Genomic DNA, 18,199 nt, shown 5'->3' with positions numbered 1-18,199 from the left:
TAAAAAGCGTCCTACTTCCGTAAAGGCTTACGACTACTTAAATCTTATAAACATTTTGAGCTACAAAATTGACTCGATATTTTCTACAACTTGCCCTTTGCCGACGTTATGGAGTTGATAAATTTATAGTCGATATTTATCTCGCGTTCTTTGGGCAAGCTTGCGGCGAGTTGCTCCAGAGTCCCCTCAAAATCTTCAAATAGATAATTCGCCAAGCTGCCCGGATTTGGATTGATCTCATTTAGATATACTTCGCCGTTTATCTCGAAAAAGTCGCAACGTATCAACGCCCCGTCAAAACCGCAGTTGTAGATGCGCTCAAAGCTTTGCTTTAGCTTGGCGGCTAGCTCTGCGCCGATGTCGGCCTCGCGCGCCCTACTCTCGTTTGAAAAGCTCATATATTTTTGCTCGTAGTCTAGAAATTCCTTCTTTTTTGGCTCTTCGATGATGGAAAATTTGATCTCTCCGTCCGCCTTGCAACCTGCCAAATTGTACTCCTTGACACCCTCTATAAATGGCTCAACCAGGATCTCTTTATCAAACTCATACGCCACGTCTAGGCCGTATTCTAGCTCGCTAGCGTCTTTTATCACGCTAACTCCTATCGAGCTTCCTAGTCGGAGCGGCTTTAGGATCACAGGTAGCGGCAGGCTAGGCGCCTTTTCTCTGCTTACAACCTCGTAGTTTAGGGTATTTACGCCCGCTTTTTGCGCTAGTAGTTTGGTTAACTCCTTGTTGTAGCTTAGCGCGCTAGCTTCCACGCGAGGGCCGATGTAGCTAAGGCCGTAAAACTCTAACAGCGCCGCGATCTTGCCGTCCTCGCCGTCCATACCGTGGACTAAATTTATAAATACGTCCGCTTCGACCTTTTTCTCGCCGAGCAACCCGCCCGCGAAAAATCCGCCCTGCTTAAGAATGAGCTTTTTGGCGTTTTTATACTTGCCAGAGCTAAAGAAATTTGCCTTCATATCGGCGCCGTTTATCAGGTAAAATTCTCTAAATTTATCGCAAAATATAAACAAAGGCTCGTTTTTAAGCACCTTTTTTAGGGCTATGGCGCTTACGATACTGATCTCGTGTTCGTAGCTTTTAGCGCCAAATATCACAGCAAATTTCATATTTTTTCCTTTTTTATGCTAGTTTTTTTAGGGCTTGTTTGATGAGTTCGCCCGTATTTTGCGCGTCGCACTCGCTAAGTGCCTTGGTTATTTTTTCTCTTTTAAAGCCAAGACTCTCAAGCGCCAAGATCGCTTCGTGCTGATGGCTAGGCAGATTTTCGTCCATCGTCATCTTTGCGTCGCTAAGTTCGGCGATGATGCGTCTAGCCGTCTTTGCGCCGATGCCCGGCACCGTTTGCAGCGCCGCAGCGTCTCCGCTTTTTACCGCGTTTAAAAATGCGTTCGGATTTAGACTCGAGCACACCGCCATCGCCGTCGCCGCGCCGATACCGCTTAGTTTTATCAGCATCTCAAACATCTTTTGCTCGTTGCTATCTAAAAATCCGTAAAGCAAGTCCGCATCCTCGCGGATGATTTGCGTGATATTTAGCTCCACGCTCTGGCCTCGTTCGAGCTTTGCCGAGCAGAAAAGCGAGATAGCTACGCCGTAGCTCACGCCGCCGGCTGTTTTTAAGATGAGATTTGCGGGCTCTTTTTTGATTATGATGCCCTCGATCGCTTTTATCATCGTTTTCCTTTAAAATTTGCGATTATCTCTAAAATTTGATTAATTCTTGCAAAAATTTATCCGTAACCTCGCTAAAGGCGGCGTTTAGCGCCTTCATTGCGATTTCGCCCTCGTCAGCGCCTGCGTCTTTTTGCGAGCTTAACACGACGCTTTTTAGCTCTTTGCCGTCTTTAAAAAAGCTAAACAACATCGAAATTTGCGCTTTTTGATCTTTGATTTGGAGTGTGAGTAAATTTGACTTCACGCTGACGTCCGCGTTTTTAAAAGAGGGCTTAAACACGCACTGATCGCTCACGGCTATGATCAAATTTCGCCTCGCCATCTCGCTTGGGAGCACTAAAAATTTGATATTTTTTAGCGGACGGATCTCGCCGTTTGCGTCTATTTTTAGGACTTCGCGGCTCTCATACGCACCAAAAACCCGCACCTCCTCGATAAAAACCGTTTTTTGGGGCTTGTTTGCGCACTCTTTAAATTTATCCTCCGTGCTGCCTAGCATAAAATAATTCGTCCTAGGAGCAGGCTTTGCCAAAACGCTACAACCGCTAAAAAACAGCGCCGACGCGGCTAAAACCGTGCTTAAAATTTTCATTTTTCGTCCTTTTTCTGCGTGTCTTTAAAGAAAAAATCGTACGGGTCGTCCTCGAGTCTAAAAAGAGTATTTCTAAAATCAGAAATCAGCTTTTGAAAGCTTAGCAGCGTCCTTTCCGTCTCGTCACTAAGCGTATTTAGCGCGCCCTTTACATCGTATTCGCCGCTTTTTATCTTTTCTGTTATCGCGGTTTGTAGATTTTTTAGCGCCTGCGCGGCATCCGCGGCCTTCGTCGTAAACGAATTTACGAACTCAAGCGTGCCGGATGCATTTTTTAGCGCTTTTTTTAGCTCGTTTAGCGTCAAATTTGCATTTGCCAAAACCTCGTTTGCGTTTGCGATAGTCGCGTTTATATCGAGATTTCCGGCGTTTATCTTTTTCGCGGCTTCATCAACCGAAGCCAGGATAGATGAAAATTTAGCCGCGTTTTCGTCGCTTAAAAATTTATTGATATTTTTAAAGGTAGACTCTAAATTTTTTGTTAGATACTCGGCTCTATCGCCGATTTTGTCGAAAAAACCGGCCTCAAGCCCGATGTAGGCCTTTTCGTTTTTGCTAAAAAGCGGGCTGTTTGCGCTTCCTCTAGAGATATTTAGGTAGCCGATGCCGGTTATTCCTTGTATCTGGGCAGAAGCGGTACTGTCTTTTTTGATAGGCAGGTCTTTTCTCACGGAGAGTTCAAGCTCGATGAGCGCCTCTTTTTCGTCGGCAAAGCGGATATCCTTGACCGTGCCCGCATCTACGCCGATAAATTTGACCGTGGAGTCCCTTTTTATACCGCTTGGCAAGCTTGTGGTTTTGATGAAATACGACCTATAATCATCGGCCTTTTTCCCGTATCCGCCTAGCCACCACGCCGCGATACCTAGCGCGCTCACTACTAGCACGAAAAAAAGGCCTATCAAAGTATAATTTATTTTATTTCCCACCGTTTTTCCTTGTTTTTAAAAGCTCTTCGAGCGGATTTTCGGGCATTTGCATCAGCTGCTCAAAAGTCCCTTCAAAGGCTATCTTTTTATCCTGAAGTATCAAAAATCTATCTAAAATCGTGCAGATACTGTCTATATCGTGCGTCACCATCACGACCGTAACGCCAAGCGTATCTCGTAGCTCCACCACCAGCTCGTCAAACGCCCGCGCGCTACTTGGGTCAAGGCCGGAGTTTGGCTCGTCTAAAAACAAAATTTTAGGACTTAGCACTAGAGCCCTAGCCATCGCCACGCGCTTTTTCATACCTCCGCTTAGCTCGCTTGGGTACTGCAAAGCGACGTTTTCGCTAAGGCCTACTTTTTGCAGCCAAAACATCGCTATCTCGCGCATAGAGCGCTCACTCATCCCGCTATACTCTTTTAGTAGGATGTAGATATTTTCCAGCACGTTCATCGAGGTATAAAGTGCGCCGAACTGAAACATCACGCTGCAAGCGAGCTTCATCTCCTGTCTAGCCGCTTCGTCTAGCGACCATAGATCGCGCCCCAGCATCTCGACTTTGCCGGCGCTTGGCTCTTTTAGATATATCATCGTTTTCATCAGCGTCGATTTGCCCGTGCCGCTACCGCCTAGTAGCCCGTAAATTTCAGCCTCGTTTACGTGAAAATTTAGCCCGTCGTGGATCACTCTGTCGCCAAATTTCGTCGTTAAATCAGTCGCTTTTATTATCATTTATATGCCTAGCTGCGTGAAAATAATCGAAAACAGCGCGTCTACCATGATCACGCCAAATATCGCATTTACAACGCTTACGGTCGTATATGTGCCCACGCTTTGAGTGTTTCCGCCGATCTGAAAGCCTCTCATGCAGCCGATAAACGCGATCACGACGCCAAAAAACGGAGCCTTAAAAAGCCCGACGTAAAGGTGTTTGATATCCACCTCTTGACCAAACCTCGCCAGATAGCTATCAAAGCTGATATTTAGGTAGTTTTCCATCACGACCATCTCGCCTAGTATCCCCGCCACGTCGGCTAAAAACACGATAAGCGGCATGGCGACGATGAGAGCTATCACGCGAGGCAGGACTAGAAATTTAAACGGATCAAATCCCATCGTTTTCATCGCGTCGATCTCTTCGGTGATTTTCATAACGCCGATTTGCGCGGTAAAGCTAGACGCCAGACGCCCCGCTACGATGATAGCGGCGATGAGCGGAGCTATCTCGCGCAGAGTCAAAAGCCCCATCATCTCGACGATTATTATCGTAGCGCCAAAACTTGCAAGCAGGCTTGAACCCTGATAAGCTAGCACTATACCGATAAGAAAAGAGGTAAGGCACACGATAAAAACCGATTTTATACCCGCATCCTCGAAATAAGCCAAAATTTCCTTCACGCGGATATTTTTTAGCATGAATATCTTGCTAAATTTGACCAAAAACTCACCCATGAAATTTAAAAACGCGCAAAATCCCGCAAAAAAAGTGGTTAAATTTTTGCCGATTTGCGAGAGCGGATTTCCGCGCGGTTTGGAGTTTATGATCTGTTTTATTTTGGGATTTACCTCGCTATTTATCGAATCAAAAATCTTTTGCGCGTGCGGGGTTAAATTTATAAGCTCATAGCTTTTACGCGCATTTTGTAAAGTATTTTTTAAAAATAGAGCCGCGGCGTAGTCAAACTCTTTTACGTCTTTAAAATTTAAGACGATTTTGCTAAATTTATTCGAGCTAAGTAGATTTTGCGTAGCCCTCCAAATTTTAGCGGGTAGCTTGTAGTTCCAGTCGTTTTTTAGGTTTATCTTTAGCGCTTCGCCCTCTTGCGCGCACTCAAAAAATTTACTCTTAAATTTTAAAGAAAAAGGCAAATTTAGACCTTTCTTAGGTTGTTATTTTTCTTGATAACGTAGTCTATATCGCCCTCCTCGGTCTGAACCTTTGCGATCTTTAGTACGCGGGCGATCTCGTTTTCTCTGGTGTTATAGGTTATATCGCGAGCCGGATCTACGAGCCTAAATTTAACCTCGTTAAATTCGCGCCACTTATCGTGATTTATCACTTTGGAGTTAAAAATCCCCTCTTGTATTCCCACTATCTCCTCTTTTAGCTCGGCTATCATATCTTTTTTTTCTCTAAAATCCTTTAAAAGCGCGTTATACTCGTGCACTAGCTGCTGGTACTCTTTTAGCTTCTTTATAAAAGTAGCCGGCGGCGTAATGCTTGAGTTTTTTAGCTCCTCGATCTTAGCTTTGATGACGTTTATAGGGCCTTTATTTTCCTCTATGACGCATCTTTTAGACTCTAGGATTCGCGGCATTTTAGCGATTTGCTCTCTTATGATTTTTATCTTTGCCGTAGCTTCGTTTATCTTTTCGCCCGAGTTTTTTACCATGCTAAAATCTACTAAAATTTTATTATTCACGCCTTTTAGCCTTTTTATCTCCACGCTATCTGCTACGATTATTTTCGCATTTGACGCTAGAGTGTCGATGATTACGCTTTCTGCGATTATCTCTCCGCCTAGAACCGACTTTATGCGAGCGATTTTAGCTTTTACCCTGCCGCCTTCTAAACGGTCTATATCGACGCTGTCCCCCTCAAAGCTACCGATATGCACGGCTATTTTTGCTTCTTTAGCTTCGATTAAAGATTTTGCGTGGGTTTGTCCGCCTATAGATACTTTATTTGCCTTTACGACGGCATTTGCGGCGACATTGCCTTCGATATTTACTTCATTGGCCTCTACAGTCATGCCCGTGCCTATGGCGTCTTTATTTATATCTCGCTCTTTTACGTTTAGCGTGACGCTGGTATCTAGCCCCGCATCCACAGAACCGGTGGTTTTAAAAGAAATTTCATTTACGTCTAGCTCGTCTTTGATATCAAAGACTCCGTTTTTTTCATAAACGTAGCCCGCCTTTTTACAAAAATATCTTATGCCAGTCTCATCCTCGGCGCAGTAGATATTTTCGGTGATTTGGGGCATTTTAGTTATCGTAGTTTTGGCTTTTTGGATAGCTAGGAGGTTTCCGCGCACGTCGCGGCCGCTAGAACCGTCTTTGGCTTTTATATATTCTATTATCAGCTCGTTTTCTATCGCTCCTAGTAGATAGCCTCTGTTTGCGTGATCGATTTTGCCGTTTTCGTCCGCGTTTTTTATCTTGCTTTTATAATAAAATATCAAATCATCATCCACCGAGGGTTTAGCCTCTACGCCTTGCGTCACCGTAAAAACGTAGTCTTTATCCAGATATTCCTTCACTCTTAGCGCGGAGGTAATTTTAGCTATCTCCTCATGCATCGTTTTATCTCTGATGCCGATTAGGATGCCTACTTTTATCATTTTTTTATAGATGAAATCAACCATCTTTTTGCCAAGTTCTTCAAAATAAACAGCGTCTCCTCCGCGCGAAACGGTAGCTAAAATTTTGGTTAAATTTTTATTGGCGTTTATAGCTATGCTAGGCAGCACGACCGACTTAGCGCGCCTAAGATCGTAAAATTTGACTCTATAAATTTGCTTTAGGCTCTCTACCTTTTCTACGTAAAATTTATCGTCGTCAAAGACGCTTAGCTTGCTTTGGGCTAGCATTCTTGGCGATTTTTCTCCGACTATTTTGCACTCGGTTTTAAAGTCCAAAATTTCAAAATCTATAAATTTATTATCCACTCCGTAATTTCTAACTAGATTTAGCACCTCGCCGTACGGGCTTGGCGTTTCTATCTCGATGTCTTCAAGGTACGTTTGCGCGTTTTGGTTTTCTGGCACGTGATACTCTCGCAATTTTTTGATTTTTAGTCGATTATCTCTAAAATTTCATTAAAAACTCTTGATTTTACGTCTTTTAAAACTAAATTTGCCTATCATTGCGCTAAAAATTTACTAGGATTTTCGTGTTTATCAAGGGCTTTTTTTCAAACAGTATCGGCATTATGGTTTCGCGAGTTTTAGGGCTCGTGCGCGACCTGCTCACGGCTTCTACTTTGGGCGCGGGCATTTATAGCGACATATTTTTCATCGCGTTTAAGATACCCAATTTACTGCGCCGTATCTTTGGCGAGGGGGCCTTTGCCAACGCTTTTTTGCCAAATTTTACTAAATCAAACAAAAAATCGCTCTTTAGCGCCGAGATTTTTCTTAAATTTCTAGCCTTTATCGGCATTCTCACGCTTTTGGTAAATTTATTTGCTCCGTTTTTTACCGCCGTTATCGCCACGGGCCTAGCGCCTAGCGACATAAACGAAGCCGTTCCGCTCGTAAAAATCAACTTTTACTACCTCGCACTCATCTTTGCCGTTACTTTTTTAGCCTCGCTTTTACAGTATCGCGGGCATTTTGCGACGACGGCATTTTCGACGGCGCTGTTAAATTTAGCCATGATCGGTTCTTTGATTTTGGCTCGCGGACAGGAGCCTAAAGTCGCGGCTTATTATCTGAGTTTCGGCGTCGTTGTAGGCGGCGTTTTGCAGCTTATCGCGCACCTTATCGCGCTTAAATTTAACGGCATCTCAAAGCTATTTTTCGGCGGCCTAGTTAAATTTGCCCGCGGCAAAAGAGCCGATACAAAGGGCTTTTTTAGCAACTTTTTCCACGGTCTAGTGGGATCCTCCGCGATGCAGCTAAGCTCGTTTATGGATACGTGGCTGGCGTCGTTTTTGGCGGCCGGATCGATCAGCTATCTTTTCTACGCCAACCGCATTTTTCAGCTACCTTTAGCGATATTTGCAATCGCGCTTTCGACGGCACTTTTTCCTAAAATCACGCGCCAGATCAAGGCCGGCAACGAAGCCGAAGCTCTAAAATGGATGCGAAAAAGCTTTGAAATTTTATATTTCCTGCTTTTTGCGGCGACTATCGGCGGCATCGTTTTGGCCGAGCCTATCATCAAGCTGCTTTTTGAGCGCGGAAGCTTCACGCAGGCCGATACGGCAGCGACTGCGAGCGTTTTGGCAGCATATATGATCGGGCTTTTACCCTTTGGACTCGCCAAGCTTTTTTCGCTTTGGCTTTATGCGCATTTGCAGCAAAAGCTAGCCTCCAAAATCGCCGTTATCACACTCGTTTTTAACCTCGTTTTAGCAGTCGCGCTGATGCAAATTTACGGCGCATTCGGACTAGCGCTTGCTAGCTCGCTGGGCGGGTTTTTGACGCTAGCTTTAAACGTCAAATTTTTTGGTGTAAGGAAATTTTTAGCTATAATTGAGCCTAAAAAAATGACGCTTTTAAGCGCAGTTTTGGTTTTAGAAGCAGTGATTTTGATATTTTTAAGGAAATTTTTAGATGCAAATTTTTGATAGCGTAAAGAGAAAAAAAGTAGAATTTGAGCCCGTAAAAAGTGACTTTGTGCGCATTTACGTCTGCGGTCCGACGGTTTATGACGATGCGCACTTAGGACACGCTAAAAGCGCGATTAGCTTTGATTTGCTTAGACGCACGCTAAGCGAGCTTGGCTATAAGGTCAAATTCGTACGCAACTACACCGACATCGACGATAAAATTTTAAAGAAAATGAGCGAGAGTGGCGAGAGTCTAGAAGCGATCACGGATAGATACATCGCAAGCTACGAGCGCGATATGAACGCGCTTAACGTACTTGAGCCAGACGTCAAGCCAAAGGCGACGCAGACGCTAAAAGAGATGATAGGCTACATCGAAATTTTGCTAAAAAACGGCTTTGCTTACGAGATTGCGGGAGACGGCGTTTACTTTGACACCGCAAAAGACGCGGAGTATCTGAGCCTGAGCGGTAAATTTGACACCGAAGCAAACGTCGCTCGCGTCGAGTCAAATTTGCAAAAAGAGGATAAAAAAGACTTCGTGCTGTGGAAATTTGACGAGAAATGGTACGAAAGCCCGTTTGGCCGCGGTCGCCCCGGCTGGCACACCGAGTGCATCGCGATGATAAAAAAGCACCTAAGCAGCGGCGAAAATTTTGAGATAGATATCCACGCGGGCGGGCTTGACCTACTCTTTCCTCACCACGAAAACGAGGCCGCGCAGTGTCGCTGCGCCGAGCATAAAAGCCTGGCTAAATACTGGCTACACAACGGCTTTATCCAAGTAAATAACGAAAAAATGAGCAAAAGCCTGGGAAATAGCTTTTTCGTTAAAGACGCGCTGGAGCGAAATTTAGGCGAGGCAGTGAGATTTTATCTGATCTCTAGCCACTACAGAGCGAATTTTAACTTTAGCGAAGATGATCTAAACGCAGCAAAAAAGCGCCTAGATAAAATTTACCGCCTAAAAAAACGAGTTCTTGGCGTCGCGGCAAATTTGAGCGCGAACGAGAAATTTAAGAGCGAGTTTATGTCCGCGATGAGCGATGATCTAAACACCTCAAAAGCCCTTGCTAGCGTAGATGAGTTTGTCCGCAGCGCAAACGACGAGCTAGACGCAAATCCGAAAGATAAAGCCAAAAAAAGCGAAATCGCGGCAAATTTAGAGCTGATAGCTCGCGTGTTAGGTATCTTGCAAGTAGACGTGTTTGAGTATTTTCAGTTTGGCGTGAGCGACGAGAAGCGAGCCTACATCGAGGATCTGATAAATCAAAGAAACGAAGCTAAAGCGGCCAAAAACTACGAGCTATCGGATAAAATCCGCGATATGCTAGCCGCAAACGGCATCAGCCTCATGGATACGCCAAACGGCTGCATGTGGGAAAAAATATGAAACAGATGAGCCTAAAAGAGGTTTTACGGCGGTTTGCGCCCTACTTTAGGGATTATATTTCGTATTTTATCATCGCGATCGCCGGCATGCTGATGGCTAGCGGCGGTACGGCCGCATCGGCGTGGGTGATCGAGCCCGTGCTAAATAAAATTTTTATCGAAAAAAACAAAGACCTGCTTTATCTTTTGCCCTACGCCATCATTGCGATTTACTTTTTAAAGGGGCTTGGGACGTTTTTGCAGGCGTATTTTACGGCGTATATCGGGCAAGATATCGTGAGGAGATTTCGCGAAAAGCTACTAAAAAACCTACTAAATTTGGATATGAAGTTTTTTAACGACTACCGCACGGGCGAGTTAATCAGCCGAAATATCAACGACATCGACCGCATCAGAAGCATCGTTAGCTCCATGATCCCGGAACTCATCCGCGAGGCTATCACGATCGTCGGGCTACTTTGCGTCGTACTTTATCAGAGCTTGCAGCTTGCTTTTTTTGCGCTAGTTATCATGCCTGCAGCCGTCTATCCGCTCTCAAGGCTCGCAAAAAAGATGAAAAAAATCTCCCGCGCCTCGCAGGAAAAAACCTCCGATATAAGCTCTAAGCTGAGCGAAATTTTTACCAATATCGAAATCATCAAAGCAAACAACGCACAGGAGTTTGAGCACGCTAAATTTACCGACGAAAACGCTAAATTTTTTAAGCTAAATTTAAAAAGCGTAAAAGTAAACGAGATGGTAAGTCCGATGATGGAAATTTTCGGCTCAGTGGGCGTCGCGGCAGTCGTCATCATCGGCGGCAAAGAGGTCATAGACGGAAATTTGACGATGGGAAGCTTCTTTTCGTTTCTAACCGCGCTTTTCATGCTTTATACGCCCATTAAGCGCATTTCAGGCCTTTATAACAAGATGCAAGACGCCGTGGTCGCGGCAGAGCGAACCTTTGAGCTACTTGATAAAGAGCCTCAAATTTTAAGCGGCGACAAGCCCGTGCCGGCTGAAATAAATTTGATAAATTTCAAAGACGTCAGACTAAACTACGACGATAAAGAGGTGCTAAAAGGCGTAAATCTAAGCGCGAGCAAATCCCAAACCGTAGCGCTCGTGGGCAGTAGCGGCGGCGGAAAAAGCTCGATCGTAAATTTGCTTATGAGATTTTACGACGTAAACGGCGGAGCGATCGAGATAAACGGCGAAAATATCAAAAATTTCGATCTAGGTTCTCTGCGGCAAAATATCGGCCTAGTGACCCAGCGCGTCTATATCTTTAACGACACGGTCGCAAACAACGTCGCCTATGGCCGCGAATACGACGAAGCCAAGGTCGAGCTCGCACTAAAAACGGCAAATGCTTATGATTTCGTGTCAAATTTACCCGAGGGCGCACAGACCGTTTTAAATGAATTCGGCACCAATCTCTCGGGCGGCCAGCGTCAGCGCATCGCCATCGCCCGCGCGCTTTACGACGATCCGCAGATTTTGATATTTGACGAGGCCACGAGCGCGCTAGATAACGAAAGCGAGCAGCAGATAACCAAAGCCATCGCGAATTTACAAAAAGAAAAGATAATATTTATCATCGCGCACCGCCTAAGCACGGTGCAAAATGCAGATAAAATAGCCGTTATCAGCGGCGGAAAAGTGGTCGGTTTTGATACCGACGAGGCGCTTAGCAAGAGCTGCGAAATTTACGCGAAACTAAAAGGCGAAGCCCTTGTTTAAGCCTAAATTTGATAAAATCGCTCAAAATTTAAGGATAAAATTTGAATTACGAAACGCTAAAATCCATATTTTTTAAATTTGACCCCGAAACCGCTCACAAAATCGTCGAAAAAATGCTAAGTATCTCAGATTGCGTATTTCCGGGACTTTATAGTATCGTAGCTAAAAACTGCGTCGTCGCGGACGCGGCTCTTTCGCAAAATTTGCTAGGAACTAGCTTTTTAAATCCCATAGGAATCGCCGGCGGCTTTGATAAAAACGCTACTATGCTACGCCCGCTAGCAGCGCTCGGATTTGGGCACGTGGAGTTTGGCACCGTGACGCCAAAAGCGCAAGAGGGCAACGCGAAGCCGCGCCTTTTTCGCCTAATCGAAGAAGAGAGTATCCAAAATGCGATGGGCTTTAACAACGAGGGTGCAGACGCCCTTGGCGCGCGCGTCGGCAAGCTCTATCCCTTTGCGATACCGCTTTTTGCCAACATCGGTAAAAACAAAATCACTCCTAACGAAGAGGCGATAAAAGACTATGAAATTTTAGTCGCTAAATTTAACGAAATTTGCGACTGCTTCGTCATCAACGTCTCCTCGCCAAATACCCCGAACCTACGCGAACTACAAGAAGAAAGCTTTATAAAAGATCTATTTGCGCGCCTTACGCCGATCGCAAAAAAGCCGATAATCTTTAAAATAGCACCCGACATGGACGACGACAAGGCCGTGCAGATCTGCAAAACGGCCGTAGAAAGCGGCGCAAAAGGCATCATCGTAAATAATACGAGCGTTGATTATTCGCTATCAAAATCTGCGAATTTACAAAATTTCGGCGGACTAAGCGGTAAGGTCATCGCCAAACGCTCGCGCGAGCTTTTTAGCGCGGTTGCTAGCGAGCTTTACGGCAAGACGGTTTTGATCGCAAGCGGCGGCATAGACAGCGCCGAGGAGGCATACGCACGCATAAAATCTGGCGCAAATTTGGTTCAAATTTACACCTCTTTTATATTCAAGGGCCCAAACATCGCAAAACAGATAAACGAAGGTATTTTAAAGCTTTTAAAAGAGGATAATTTCGCCTCGATTAGCGAAGCGGTGGGCTGCGATATAAAAAACAAAATTTAAGGAAATTTATGCTTATAAAATACTCCAAAACAAAGCTCAAAAACGGCTTTGAGATCTATCACATCCCCGCTAGCAAGGGCTCTAGCGTAATTAGCGTGGACGTGTTTTACCGCGTAGGCTCGCGAAACGAAACCATGGGTAAAAGCGGCATCGCGCACATGCTAGAACATCTAAATTTTAAATCTACGAAAAATATGAAAGCGGGCGAATTTGACGAGATCGTAAAGGGTTTTGGCGGCGTAAATAACGCTAGCACGGGATTTGATTATACACATTATTTCGTCAAATGCTCAAAGGGCAACCTAGACGAGGCTCTTAGGCTTTACGCCGATATAATGGAAAATTTGAGCCTAAAAGATAAAGAATTTCAGCCTGAACGCGACGTCGTGACCGAGGAGCGCAGATGGCGCACGGACAACTCTCCGATCGGCTTTTTGTACTTTACGCTTTTTAACGTCGCTTTTAGTTATCACCCGTATCACTGGACTCCGATCGGCTTTATCGGCGATATCAGAAACTGGAGCATAGAGGATATAAAAGAATTTCACGAGACATACTATCAGCCGCAAAACGCGATCCTGCTAATCAGCGGCGACATAGATAAAAAAAGCGCGTTTGAGCTAGGTAAAAAGCATTTTGAAAACATAAAAAACAAAAAATCGCTACCAAAACTCCACTGCATCGAGCCCGAGCAAAACGGCGCAAAAAGGGCTGAAATTTACAAGGATAGCGAGGTAGAGATGCTAGCGCTTGCTTTTAAAATCCCGCCGTTTAATCACAAAGATCAGCCTGCGTTAGGCGCGCTAGCGGAGTATCTAGGCAGCGGGCAAAGCTCTGTTTTACAGCGCGTTTTGATAGATGAAAAGTGCCTCGTAAACAGCGTGGATGTCTATAATATGAGCAACATCGACGAGAGCTTGCTAATCGTGCTAGCCGTTTGCAACCCTGGCGTCAAGGCCGAGGCCGTAGAGGAAGAGATCTGGCGAGTGCTCGAAAACGCAAAGACGCAAAAAATCGACGAAGACGAGATAACTAAGATAAAAAATAGCTTAAAAAGCGATCTCATTTACTCGCTAGATAGCGCGTCGAAGGTTGCGAATTTATACGGCGGATATCTCGTTAGAGGCGATATAAAGCCGCTTTTTGAGCTGCCTGAAAAAACATCCGCGCTAAAACCGGCCGATCTAAACGAAATCTGCAAAAAATACGCGAGAAAAGAAAAATCCACGACGATCATCCTAAGAAAGGAAAAAAGTGAATAAAAAAGTAATAACGGGCGCTATGACGGCGCTGATTACGCCTTTTAAAGACGGTAAACTAGACGAAATCGGTTATGAAAAATTAATCAAAAGACAAATAGCAAACGGCATCGACGCGGTCGTACCCGTAGGCACCACAGGCGAGAGCGCGACTCTAACGCACGACGAGCATAGAATCTGCATCGAGATCGCCGTAAATACCTGCAAAAACACCGGCGTAAAAGTACTCGCGGGCGCCGGCAGTAACGCCACTCACGAGGCGGTAGGTTTAGCAAAATTTGCTCAAGATCACGGCGCAGACGGTATCCTCTCGGTAGCGCCTTACTACAACAAACCGACGCAAGAAGGCCTCTATCGCCACTACAAAGCAATCGCCTCAAGCGTCGAAATCCCGGTGTTACTCTATAACGTTCCCGGCCGCGTAGGCGTCGATATCCAGCCGTGCACGGTTTTTAGGCTGTTTAAAGAGTGTGAGAACGTTTACGGCGTAAAAGAGGCCACCGGCAGTATCGAGCGCTGCGTCGATCTGCTCGCGCACGAGCCAGACCTATCCGTCATCAGCGGCGAGGATGCGATAAACTACCCTATCCTCTCAAACGGCGGCAAGGGCGTGATCTCGGTCACGGCAAATTTACTCCCGGACGAAATCTCAAATTTGACCCACTTTGCGCTAAAAGGCGAATTTGCGCGCGCAAAAGCCATAAACGACGACCTTTATGCGGTAAATAAAATAATGTTTTGCGAGAGTAACCCGATCCCGGTCAAAGCCGCGATGTATATCGCCGGGCTCATATCAAGCCTCGAGTACCGCCTGCCGCTTTGCGAGCCGAGCGTCGAAAATCTCAAAAAAATCGAACAAACCATAAAACAATATAACATAAAAGGATTTTAATGAATTGCGAAAACGAATTTAAAGGCAAAACTCTAGTAATCAGCGGCGGAACGCGCGGCATCGGACGCGCCATCGTAGAGGAATTCGCCGCAAAGGGCGTAAATATCGCCTTTACCTATAACTCAAACGAAGAGCTAGCCAAAACCCAAGCCGCCGAGCTTGAAGCGACATACGGCATAAAAGCCAGAGCCTACGCGCTAAATATACTAGAACCCGAGACCTACAAAGATCTATTTTTAGAGATCGACGCAGACTTTGACCGCATCGATTTTTTCATCTCAAACGCTATCATCTCGGGTCGTCCGGTCGCAGGCGGATATACGAAATTTATGAAACTTCGCCCTCGCGGTATCAATAACATTTTCACCGCAACCGTAAATGCATTCGTCGTGGGCGCGCAAGAAGCCGCAAAACGCATGGAAAAAACGGGCGGCGGCAGTATCATCTCGCTTTCATCGACGGGCAATCTAGTTTACATAGAAAACTACGCAGGCCACGGCACCGCAAAAGCCGCGGTAGAAGCTATGGCGCGCTATGCGGCAACCGAGCTTGGCGAAAAAAATATCCGCGTAAACGTCGTTAGCGGCGGCCCGATCGAGACGGACGCGCTTAGGGCTTTTACGAACTACGAAGAAGTGCGCGACAAAACGGCCGAGCTAAGCCCGCTAAACCGCATGGGTCAGCCCGCAGATATCGCCGGCGCATGTTTGTTTCTTTGTAGCTCAAAAGCTAGCTGGGTCACGGGCCACACATTCATCATCGACGGCGGTACTACGTTTAAATGAAAAAAGCAAATTTAGCCTGCGCTCCTTTGCCGTTTGCTCGCATTTCGGGCAAATTCGGCAGTATAAATTTAACGCGTTTGCAGGCTAAATTTGAAAATTTAAAATCTAAAAGTAAATTTTGCGGCGCGGACGAATCTTTTAAATTTGATCTAAAATTAAATCAAAAGTCGCTCAAATTTGATGAAGCGCCGAGCAAATTTAACCAAAGCGCAAATCCGCGACCGATCAAATCAAGCAAAATGCGGGTCGGCAAATTTGACGCCGACTTTAGTGCTGAGCCGTCAAATTTTAAACTCCGAAATCAAAAAGAAAGAACAAAATAAATGAGCCTAAATTTACCAAACGCCCTAGCCTTCCTGCGCGTATTTCTCGCGCCTCTGATGTTTTGGCTGCTACTTAGCGTAAATTCCTTCTCAAGCGTGCACGTTAGCTGGATGAACTACTTTGCCGCGCTCGTATTCGTGATCGCTAGCGTCACGGACTTTTTTGACGGATTTATCGCGCGCGCGTGGGATCAAAAGACCAAGCTTGGAGCCGTGATCGACCCGCTTGCAGATAAAATGCTAACTCTGGGCGCGTTTTTAGGACTCATGATGATAGACCGCGCGAGCCCGTGGGCCGTGTATCTCATCCTCGTTCGCGAGTTTTTTATCACGGGATTTCGCGTCGTGATGGCCGGCGATGGCGTAGAGGTCGCCGCGTCGATGGCGGGCAAGGTAAAAACCGTCTGCCAGATGGTCGCGATCGGCTTTTTAACCATGCAGTGGCCTTTTGGCGAGTTTTTGCTCTGGCTTAGCGTCGCGCTAACGCTGTATTCGGGCTTTGAGTACGTCGCGGCGTATATAAAAGCGACGAAAAAGAGCTAAATTTAGCGCGGACGGCTTTTATTACCGAGCAAAAAATATGCGATTTTTCAAGTCGGCGCGAGAAGCTTTTACGTAAATTTAAATACAAAATTTTAAGCTCGGCGACGCGGCTAGCATAAACTAAAAATAAATTTAAAACAAAGAGAAAATATGGATCATGGACTAAGAGACATCATCGTAGAACGAACGCAGAGTCTAGAACCCGCGCTAAAAAAACAAGCCCAAAAGCTAAATAAAAAGATAATTGACGTCAGCTTTTATCACAACGCTAAAAATTTAGCCAAAATCGGCGAGGTTATGAGCGATGAGTTAGGCGAGTTTTTGCTAGGTTGCGCGCTAGACTACGATAAGACGCGCGAGGGTAAATTTGACGCGAGCGATAACGATTTAGAAACGTTGCGCGGAATTTGGAGCGCGTTTAGCTTTTCGCGTAAACCCGAAATTTTAGACTATCTTAGCTCTCAGGCGCACCGCAGCATAGCGCATCGCTCGTTTGCGCACAGGTATATTTTCGAGATTTTACGCCTGCAAGAAAAGGCCGGCCGCGCTCACCCGCTGCTTGGCGAGCTTTACGAGTATTATGACGCGCTGCGAGAAAAGCTGCCCGTTTACGAGCTTTTGCGCCGCATAGGCGCGACGCCTGCTGATCCTTATGATTTTGAGTTTATACTAAACGCCGTAAATTTGGGCTACTGGTTTAGCAACGAGTATCTAGGGCAGGATGAGAAAAAGCGTAAATTTCACTTGCAGATCCGCATTTTTGCGCCGTTTATAAACGACAAAACCTTTGATATACAAATCAGCAACGACGACGTTCCCAGTGCGTGTATCGACTTTGACGACGATGGCGTGAGCTTTTTACAGCAAGTAGCGCCGGATGCCTTGCCCTACCCCGACATTTTAGATTTAAAGCCTTTTATCGCGAGCGTAAAGTCGCATTTTGGGATAGAATTTGATCTCGCAAATAAAGACAAAACCGCCCTAACCGCCGGCAAAGGGCTAAGCAGAGCCAAAATTTTAGCCTGGCTAAATGAGGTTTTTAGCTAAATTTACGCTCTAAAATTAGCCTGGTTTGCGCTCAAATTTGACGCGCGGTAGAAGGGCGGCTTATGGTAAATTTACGCCGAATTTTAAAGCCGCTCGCTTGCTTTTACGTTAAATTTAAAGCGATTTAATGCAGCTTAGCACGGCGGCTTGCGTTAAATTTAACGGATAAATTACAACTCGTTTGCATTTTAGGACGTTTCGCGTCGAGGCTTGACGGCCTCGCCTTATTTGCTTTGTACAGAGTTTGCCGCGGTATCTCGCGTGCGATGGGCGCGGTATCTGAGGAGCTTGACCGAGCCTTACCGCACGGCGGATAAATTTGCGATATTTTTACGCTTAAGAAGTCTTGGTCGATTGCGCGCGGAGCGTATTTGCAGCGCTTTACGCCTACTAGGCGAGCTATTTTGCGCATTTTTATTTGCGAGATTTTGCCGCGAGATGCTTTTATCGGAGCAAATGCCGCCGCCTGCTTTTGCTGTTTTGCTTTACCGCGCCGTTTATTTTCGTTTTAGTCGCGGTCTGATTGCTATTTTGCCGCGCGGCTTAGACTTTTGCGCTTATTTGCGGCTGTTATTCCCAATAAATTCGACTCCGTCTAGCCGCGAACCTTTTTATGCGCCGTATCGCTCGCGCCT

Annotated in this window: 17 protein-coding genes; 10 read left to right on the top strand and 7 right to left on the bottom strand. The window is 45.7% G+C overall.

Annotated elements, in window-relative coordinates; genetic code table 11:
* Positions 1–83: 83 nt before the first annotated feature.
* The 7 genes from QZ157_RS00475 to QZ157_RS00445 are packed head-to-tail and all read right to left on the bottom strand — an operon-like array spanning position 84 to position 6,993.
* Positions 84–1,118: a D-alanine--D-alanine ligase gene (locus tag QZ157_RS00475; RefSeq protein WP_295140360.1), complete on the bottom strand. Its 1,035-nt coding sequence runs from the start codon at positions 1,116–1,118 to the stop codon at positions 84–86.
* 13 nt (positions 1,119–1,131) lie between these two features.
* A complete protein-coding gene (ruvA, locus tag QZ157_RS00470) occupies positions 1,132–1,686 on the bottom strand; it encodes a Holliday junction branch migration protein RuvA (protein WP_295140358.1) in 555 nt (184 codons plus the stop codon).
* A 28-nt stretch (positions 1,687–1,714) separates the two neighbouring features.
* Positions 1,715–2,278 carry a hypothetical protein gene (locus tag QZ157_RS00465; protein WP_295140356.1) on the bottom strand — a complete coding sequence of 188 codons (564 nt, stop codon included), beginning with the start codon at positions 2,276–2,278 and terminating at the stop codon, positions 1,715–1,717.
* Complete coding sequence (locus tag QZ157_RS00460; RefSeq protein WP_295140353.1) at positions 2,275–3,207, bottom strand: MlaD family protein; 933 nt, start codon at positions 3,205–3,207, stop codon at positions 2,275–2,277. The genes QZ157_RS00465 and QZ157_RS00460 overlap by 4 nt, the downstream gene beginning before the upstream one ends.
* Positions 3,197–3,940 (bottom strand): ATP-binding cassette domain-containing protein, encoded by a 744-nt coding sequence (locus tag QZ157_RS00455; protein ID WP_185898851.1) that lies wholly within the window; start codon positions 3,938–3,940, stop codon positions 3,197–3,199. The genes QZ157_RS00460 and QZ157_RS00455 overlap by 11 nt, the downstream gene beginning before the upstream one ends.
* Positions 3,941–5,077: an ABC transporter permease gene (locus tag QZ157_RS00450; protein ID WP_295140348.1), complete on the bottom strand. Its 1,137-nt coding sequence runs from the start codon at positions 5,075–5,077 to the stop codon at positions 3,941–3,943.
* Between the two features lie 2 nt (positions 5,078–5,079).
* Entirely contained in the window at positions 5,080–6,993 is a 1,914-nt protein-coding gene (locus QZ157_RS00445; RefSeq protein WP_295140345.1) for a flagellar assembly protein A, read from the bottom strand.
* Positions 6,994–7,103: 110 nt separating this feature from the next.
* Between QZ157_RS00445 and murJ the strand changes: the two genes are divergently transcribed.
* The 10 genes from murJ (at position 7,104) to QZ157_RS00395 (ending at position 17,564) form a co-directional block, all read left to right on the top strand.
* Complete coding sequence (murJ, locus tag QZ157_RS00440; protein WP_295140342.1) at positions 7,104–8,504, top strand: murein biosynthesis integral membrane protein MurJ; 1,401 nt, start codon at positions 7,104–7,106, stop codon at positions 8,502–8,504.
* A complete protein-coding gene (gene cysS / locus QZ157_RS00435) occupies positions 8,491–9,879 on the top strand; it encodes a cysteine--tRNA ligase (protein WP_295140339.1) in 1,389 nt (462 codons plus the stop codon). Before murJ ends, cysS begins: the two co-directional genes overlap by 14 nt.
* The gene (locus QZ157_RS00430; RefSeq protein WP_295140337.1) at positions 9,876–11,600 is read left to right on the top strand and encodes an ABC transporter ATP-binding protein; all 1,725 of its coding nucleotides are present in this window, start codon (positions 9,876–9,878) and stop codon (positions 11,598–11,600) included. Before cysS ends, QZ157_RS00430 begins: the two co-directional genes overlap by 4 nt.
* Positions 11,601–11,641: 41 nt before the next feature.
* Complete coding sequence (locus QZ157_RS00425) at positions 11,642–12,715, top strand: quinone-dependent dihydroorotate dehydrogenase (protein WP_295140334.1); 1,074 nt, start codon at positions 11,642–11,644, stop codon at positions 12,713–12,715.
* An 8-nt stretch (positions 12,716–12,723) separates the two neighbouring features.
* Positions 12,724–13,977: a pitrilysin family protein gene (locus tag QZ157_RS00420; RefSeq protein WP_295140332.1), complete on the top strand. Its 1,254-nt coding sequence runs from the start codon at positions 12,724–12,726 to the stop codon at positions 13,975–13,977.
* Positions 13,970–14,866 carry a 4-hydroxy-tetrahydrodipicolinate synthase gene (gene dapA / locus QZ157_RS00415; protein ID WP_295140330.1) on the top strand — a complete coding sequence of 299 codons (897 nt, stop codon included), beginning with the start codon at positions 13,970–13,972 and terminating at the stop codon, positions 14,864–14,866. The genes QZ157_RS00420 and dapA overlap by 8 nt, the downstream gene beginning before the upstream one ends.
* Positions 14,866–15,651 (top strand): enoyl-ACP reductase, encoded by a 786-nt coding sequence (locus QZ157_RS00410; RefSeq protein WP_185898859.1) that lies wholly within the window; start codon positions 14,866–14,868, stop codon positions 15,649–15,651. The genes dapA and QZ157_RS00410 overlap by 1 nt, the downstream gene beginning before the upstream one ends.
* Positions 15,648–15,974: a hypothetical protein gene (locus QZ157_RS00405; RefSeq protein ID WP_295140326.1), complete on the top strand. Its 327-nt coding sequence runs from the start codon at positions 15,648–15,650 to the stop codon at positions 15,972–15,974. Before QZ157_RS00410 ends, QZ157_RS00405 begins: the two co-directional genes overlap by 4 nt.
* Complete coding sequence (gene pgsA, locus QZ157_RS00400) at positions 15,975–16,517, top strand: CDP-diacylglycerol--glycerol-3-phosphate 3-phosphatidyltransferase (protein ID WP_295140323.1); 543 nt, start codon at positions 15,975–15,977, stop codon at positions 16,515–16,517. It begins immediately after the preceding gene.
* A gap of 150 nt (positions 16,518–16,667) precedes the next feature.
* The gene (locus QZ157_RS00395; protein ID WP_295140320.1) at positions 16,668–17,564 is read left to right on the top strand and encodes a hypothetical protein; all 897 of its coding nucleotides are present in this window, start codon (positions 16,668–16,670) and stop codon (positions 17,562–17,564) included.
* Positions 17,565–18,199 lie beyond the last annotated feature (635 nt).

Source organism: uncultured Campylobacter sp., assembly GCF_905372745.1.
Lineage (GTDB): Bacteria > Campylobacterota > Campylobacteria > Campylobacterales > Campylobacteraceae > Campylobacter_A.
The sequence above is the reverse complement of the archived record's forward strand: the minus strand, read 5'-3'. Positions and strand labels throughout refer to the sequence as shown.

Bases quoted from the DNA above. Each gene is read 5' to 3' on its own strand.
- ruvA (WP_295140358.1), bottom strand. From the start codon at position 1,686: ATGATAAAAGCGATCGAGGGCATCATAATCAAAAAAGAGCCCGCAAAT.
- QZ157_RS00395 (WP_295140320.1), top strand. From the start codon at position 16,668: ATGGATCATGGACTAAGAGACATCATCGTAGAACGAACGCAGAGTCTA.
- QZ157_RS00410 (WP_185898859.1), top strand. From the start codon at position 14,866: ATGAATTGCGAAAACGAATTTAAAGGCAAAACTCTAGTAATCAGCGGC.
- QZ157_RS00420 (WP_295140332.1), top strand. From the start codon at position 12,724: ATGCTTATAAAATACTCCAAAACAAAGCTCAAAAACGGCTTTGAGATC.
- pgsA (WP_295140323.1), top strand. From the start codon at position 15,975: ATGAGCCTAAATTTACCAAACGCCCTAGCCTTCCTGCGCGTATTTCTC.
- QZ157_RS00455 (WP_185898851.1), bottom strand. From the start codon at position 3,940: ATGATAATAAAAGCGACTGATTTAACGACGAAATTTGGCGACAGAGTG.
- QZ157_RS00430 (WP_295140337.1), top strand. From the start codon at position 9,876: ATGAAACAGATGAGCCTAAAAGAGGTTTTACGGCGGTTTGCGCCCTAC.
- QZ157_RS00405 (WP_295140326.1), top strand. From the start codon at position 15,648: ATGAAAAAAGCAAATTTAGCCTGCGCTCCTTTGCCGTTTGCTCGCATT.
- QZ157_RS00475 (WP_295140360.1), bottom strand. From the start codon at position 1,118: ATGAAATTTGCTGTGATATTTGGCGCTAAAAGCTACGAACACGAGATC.
- cysS (WP_295140339.1), top strand. From the start codon at position 8,491: ATGCAAATTTTTGATAGCGTAAAGAGAAAAAAAGTAGAATTTGAGCCC.
- QZ157_RS00465 (WP_295140356.1), bottom strand. From the start codon at position 2,278: ATGAAAATTTTAAGCACGGTTTTAGCCGCGTCGGCGCTGTTTTTTAGC.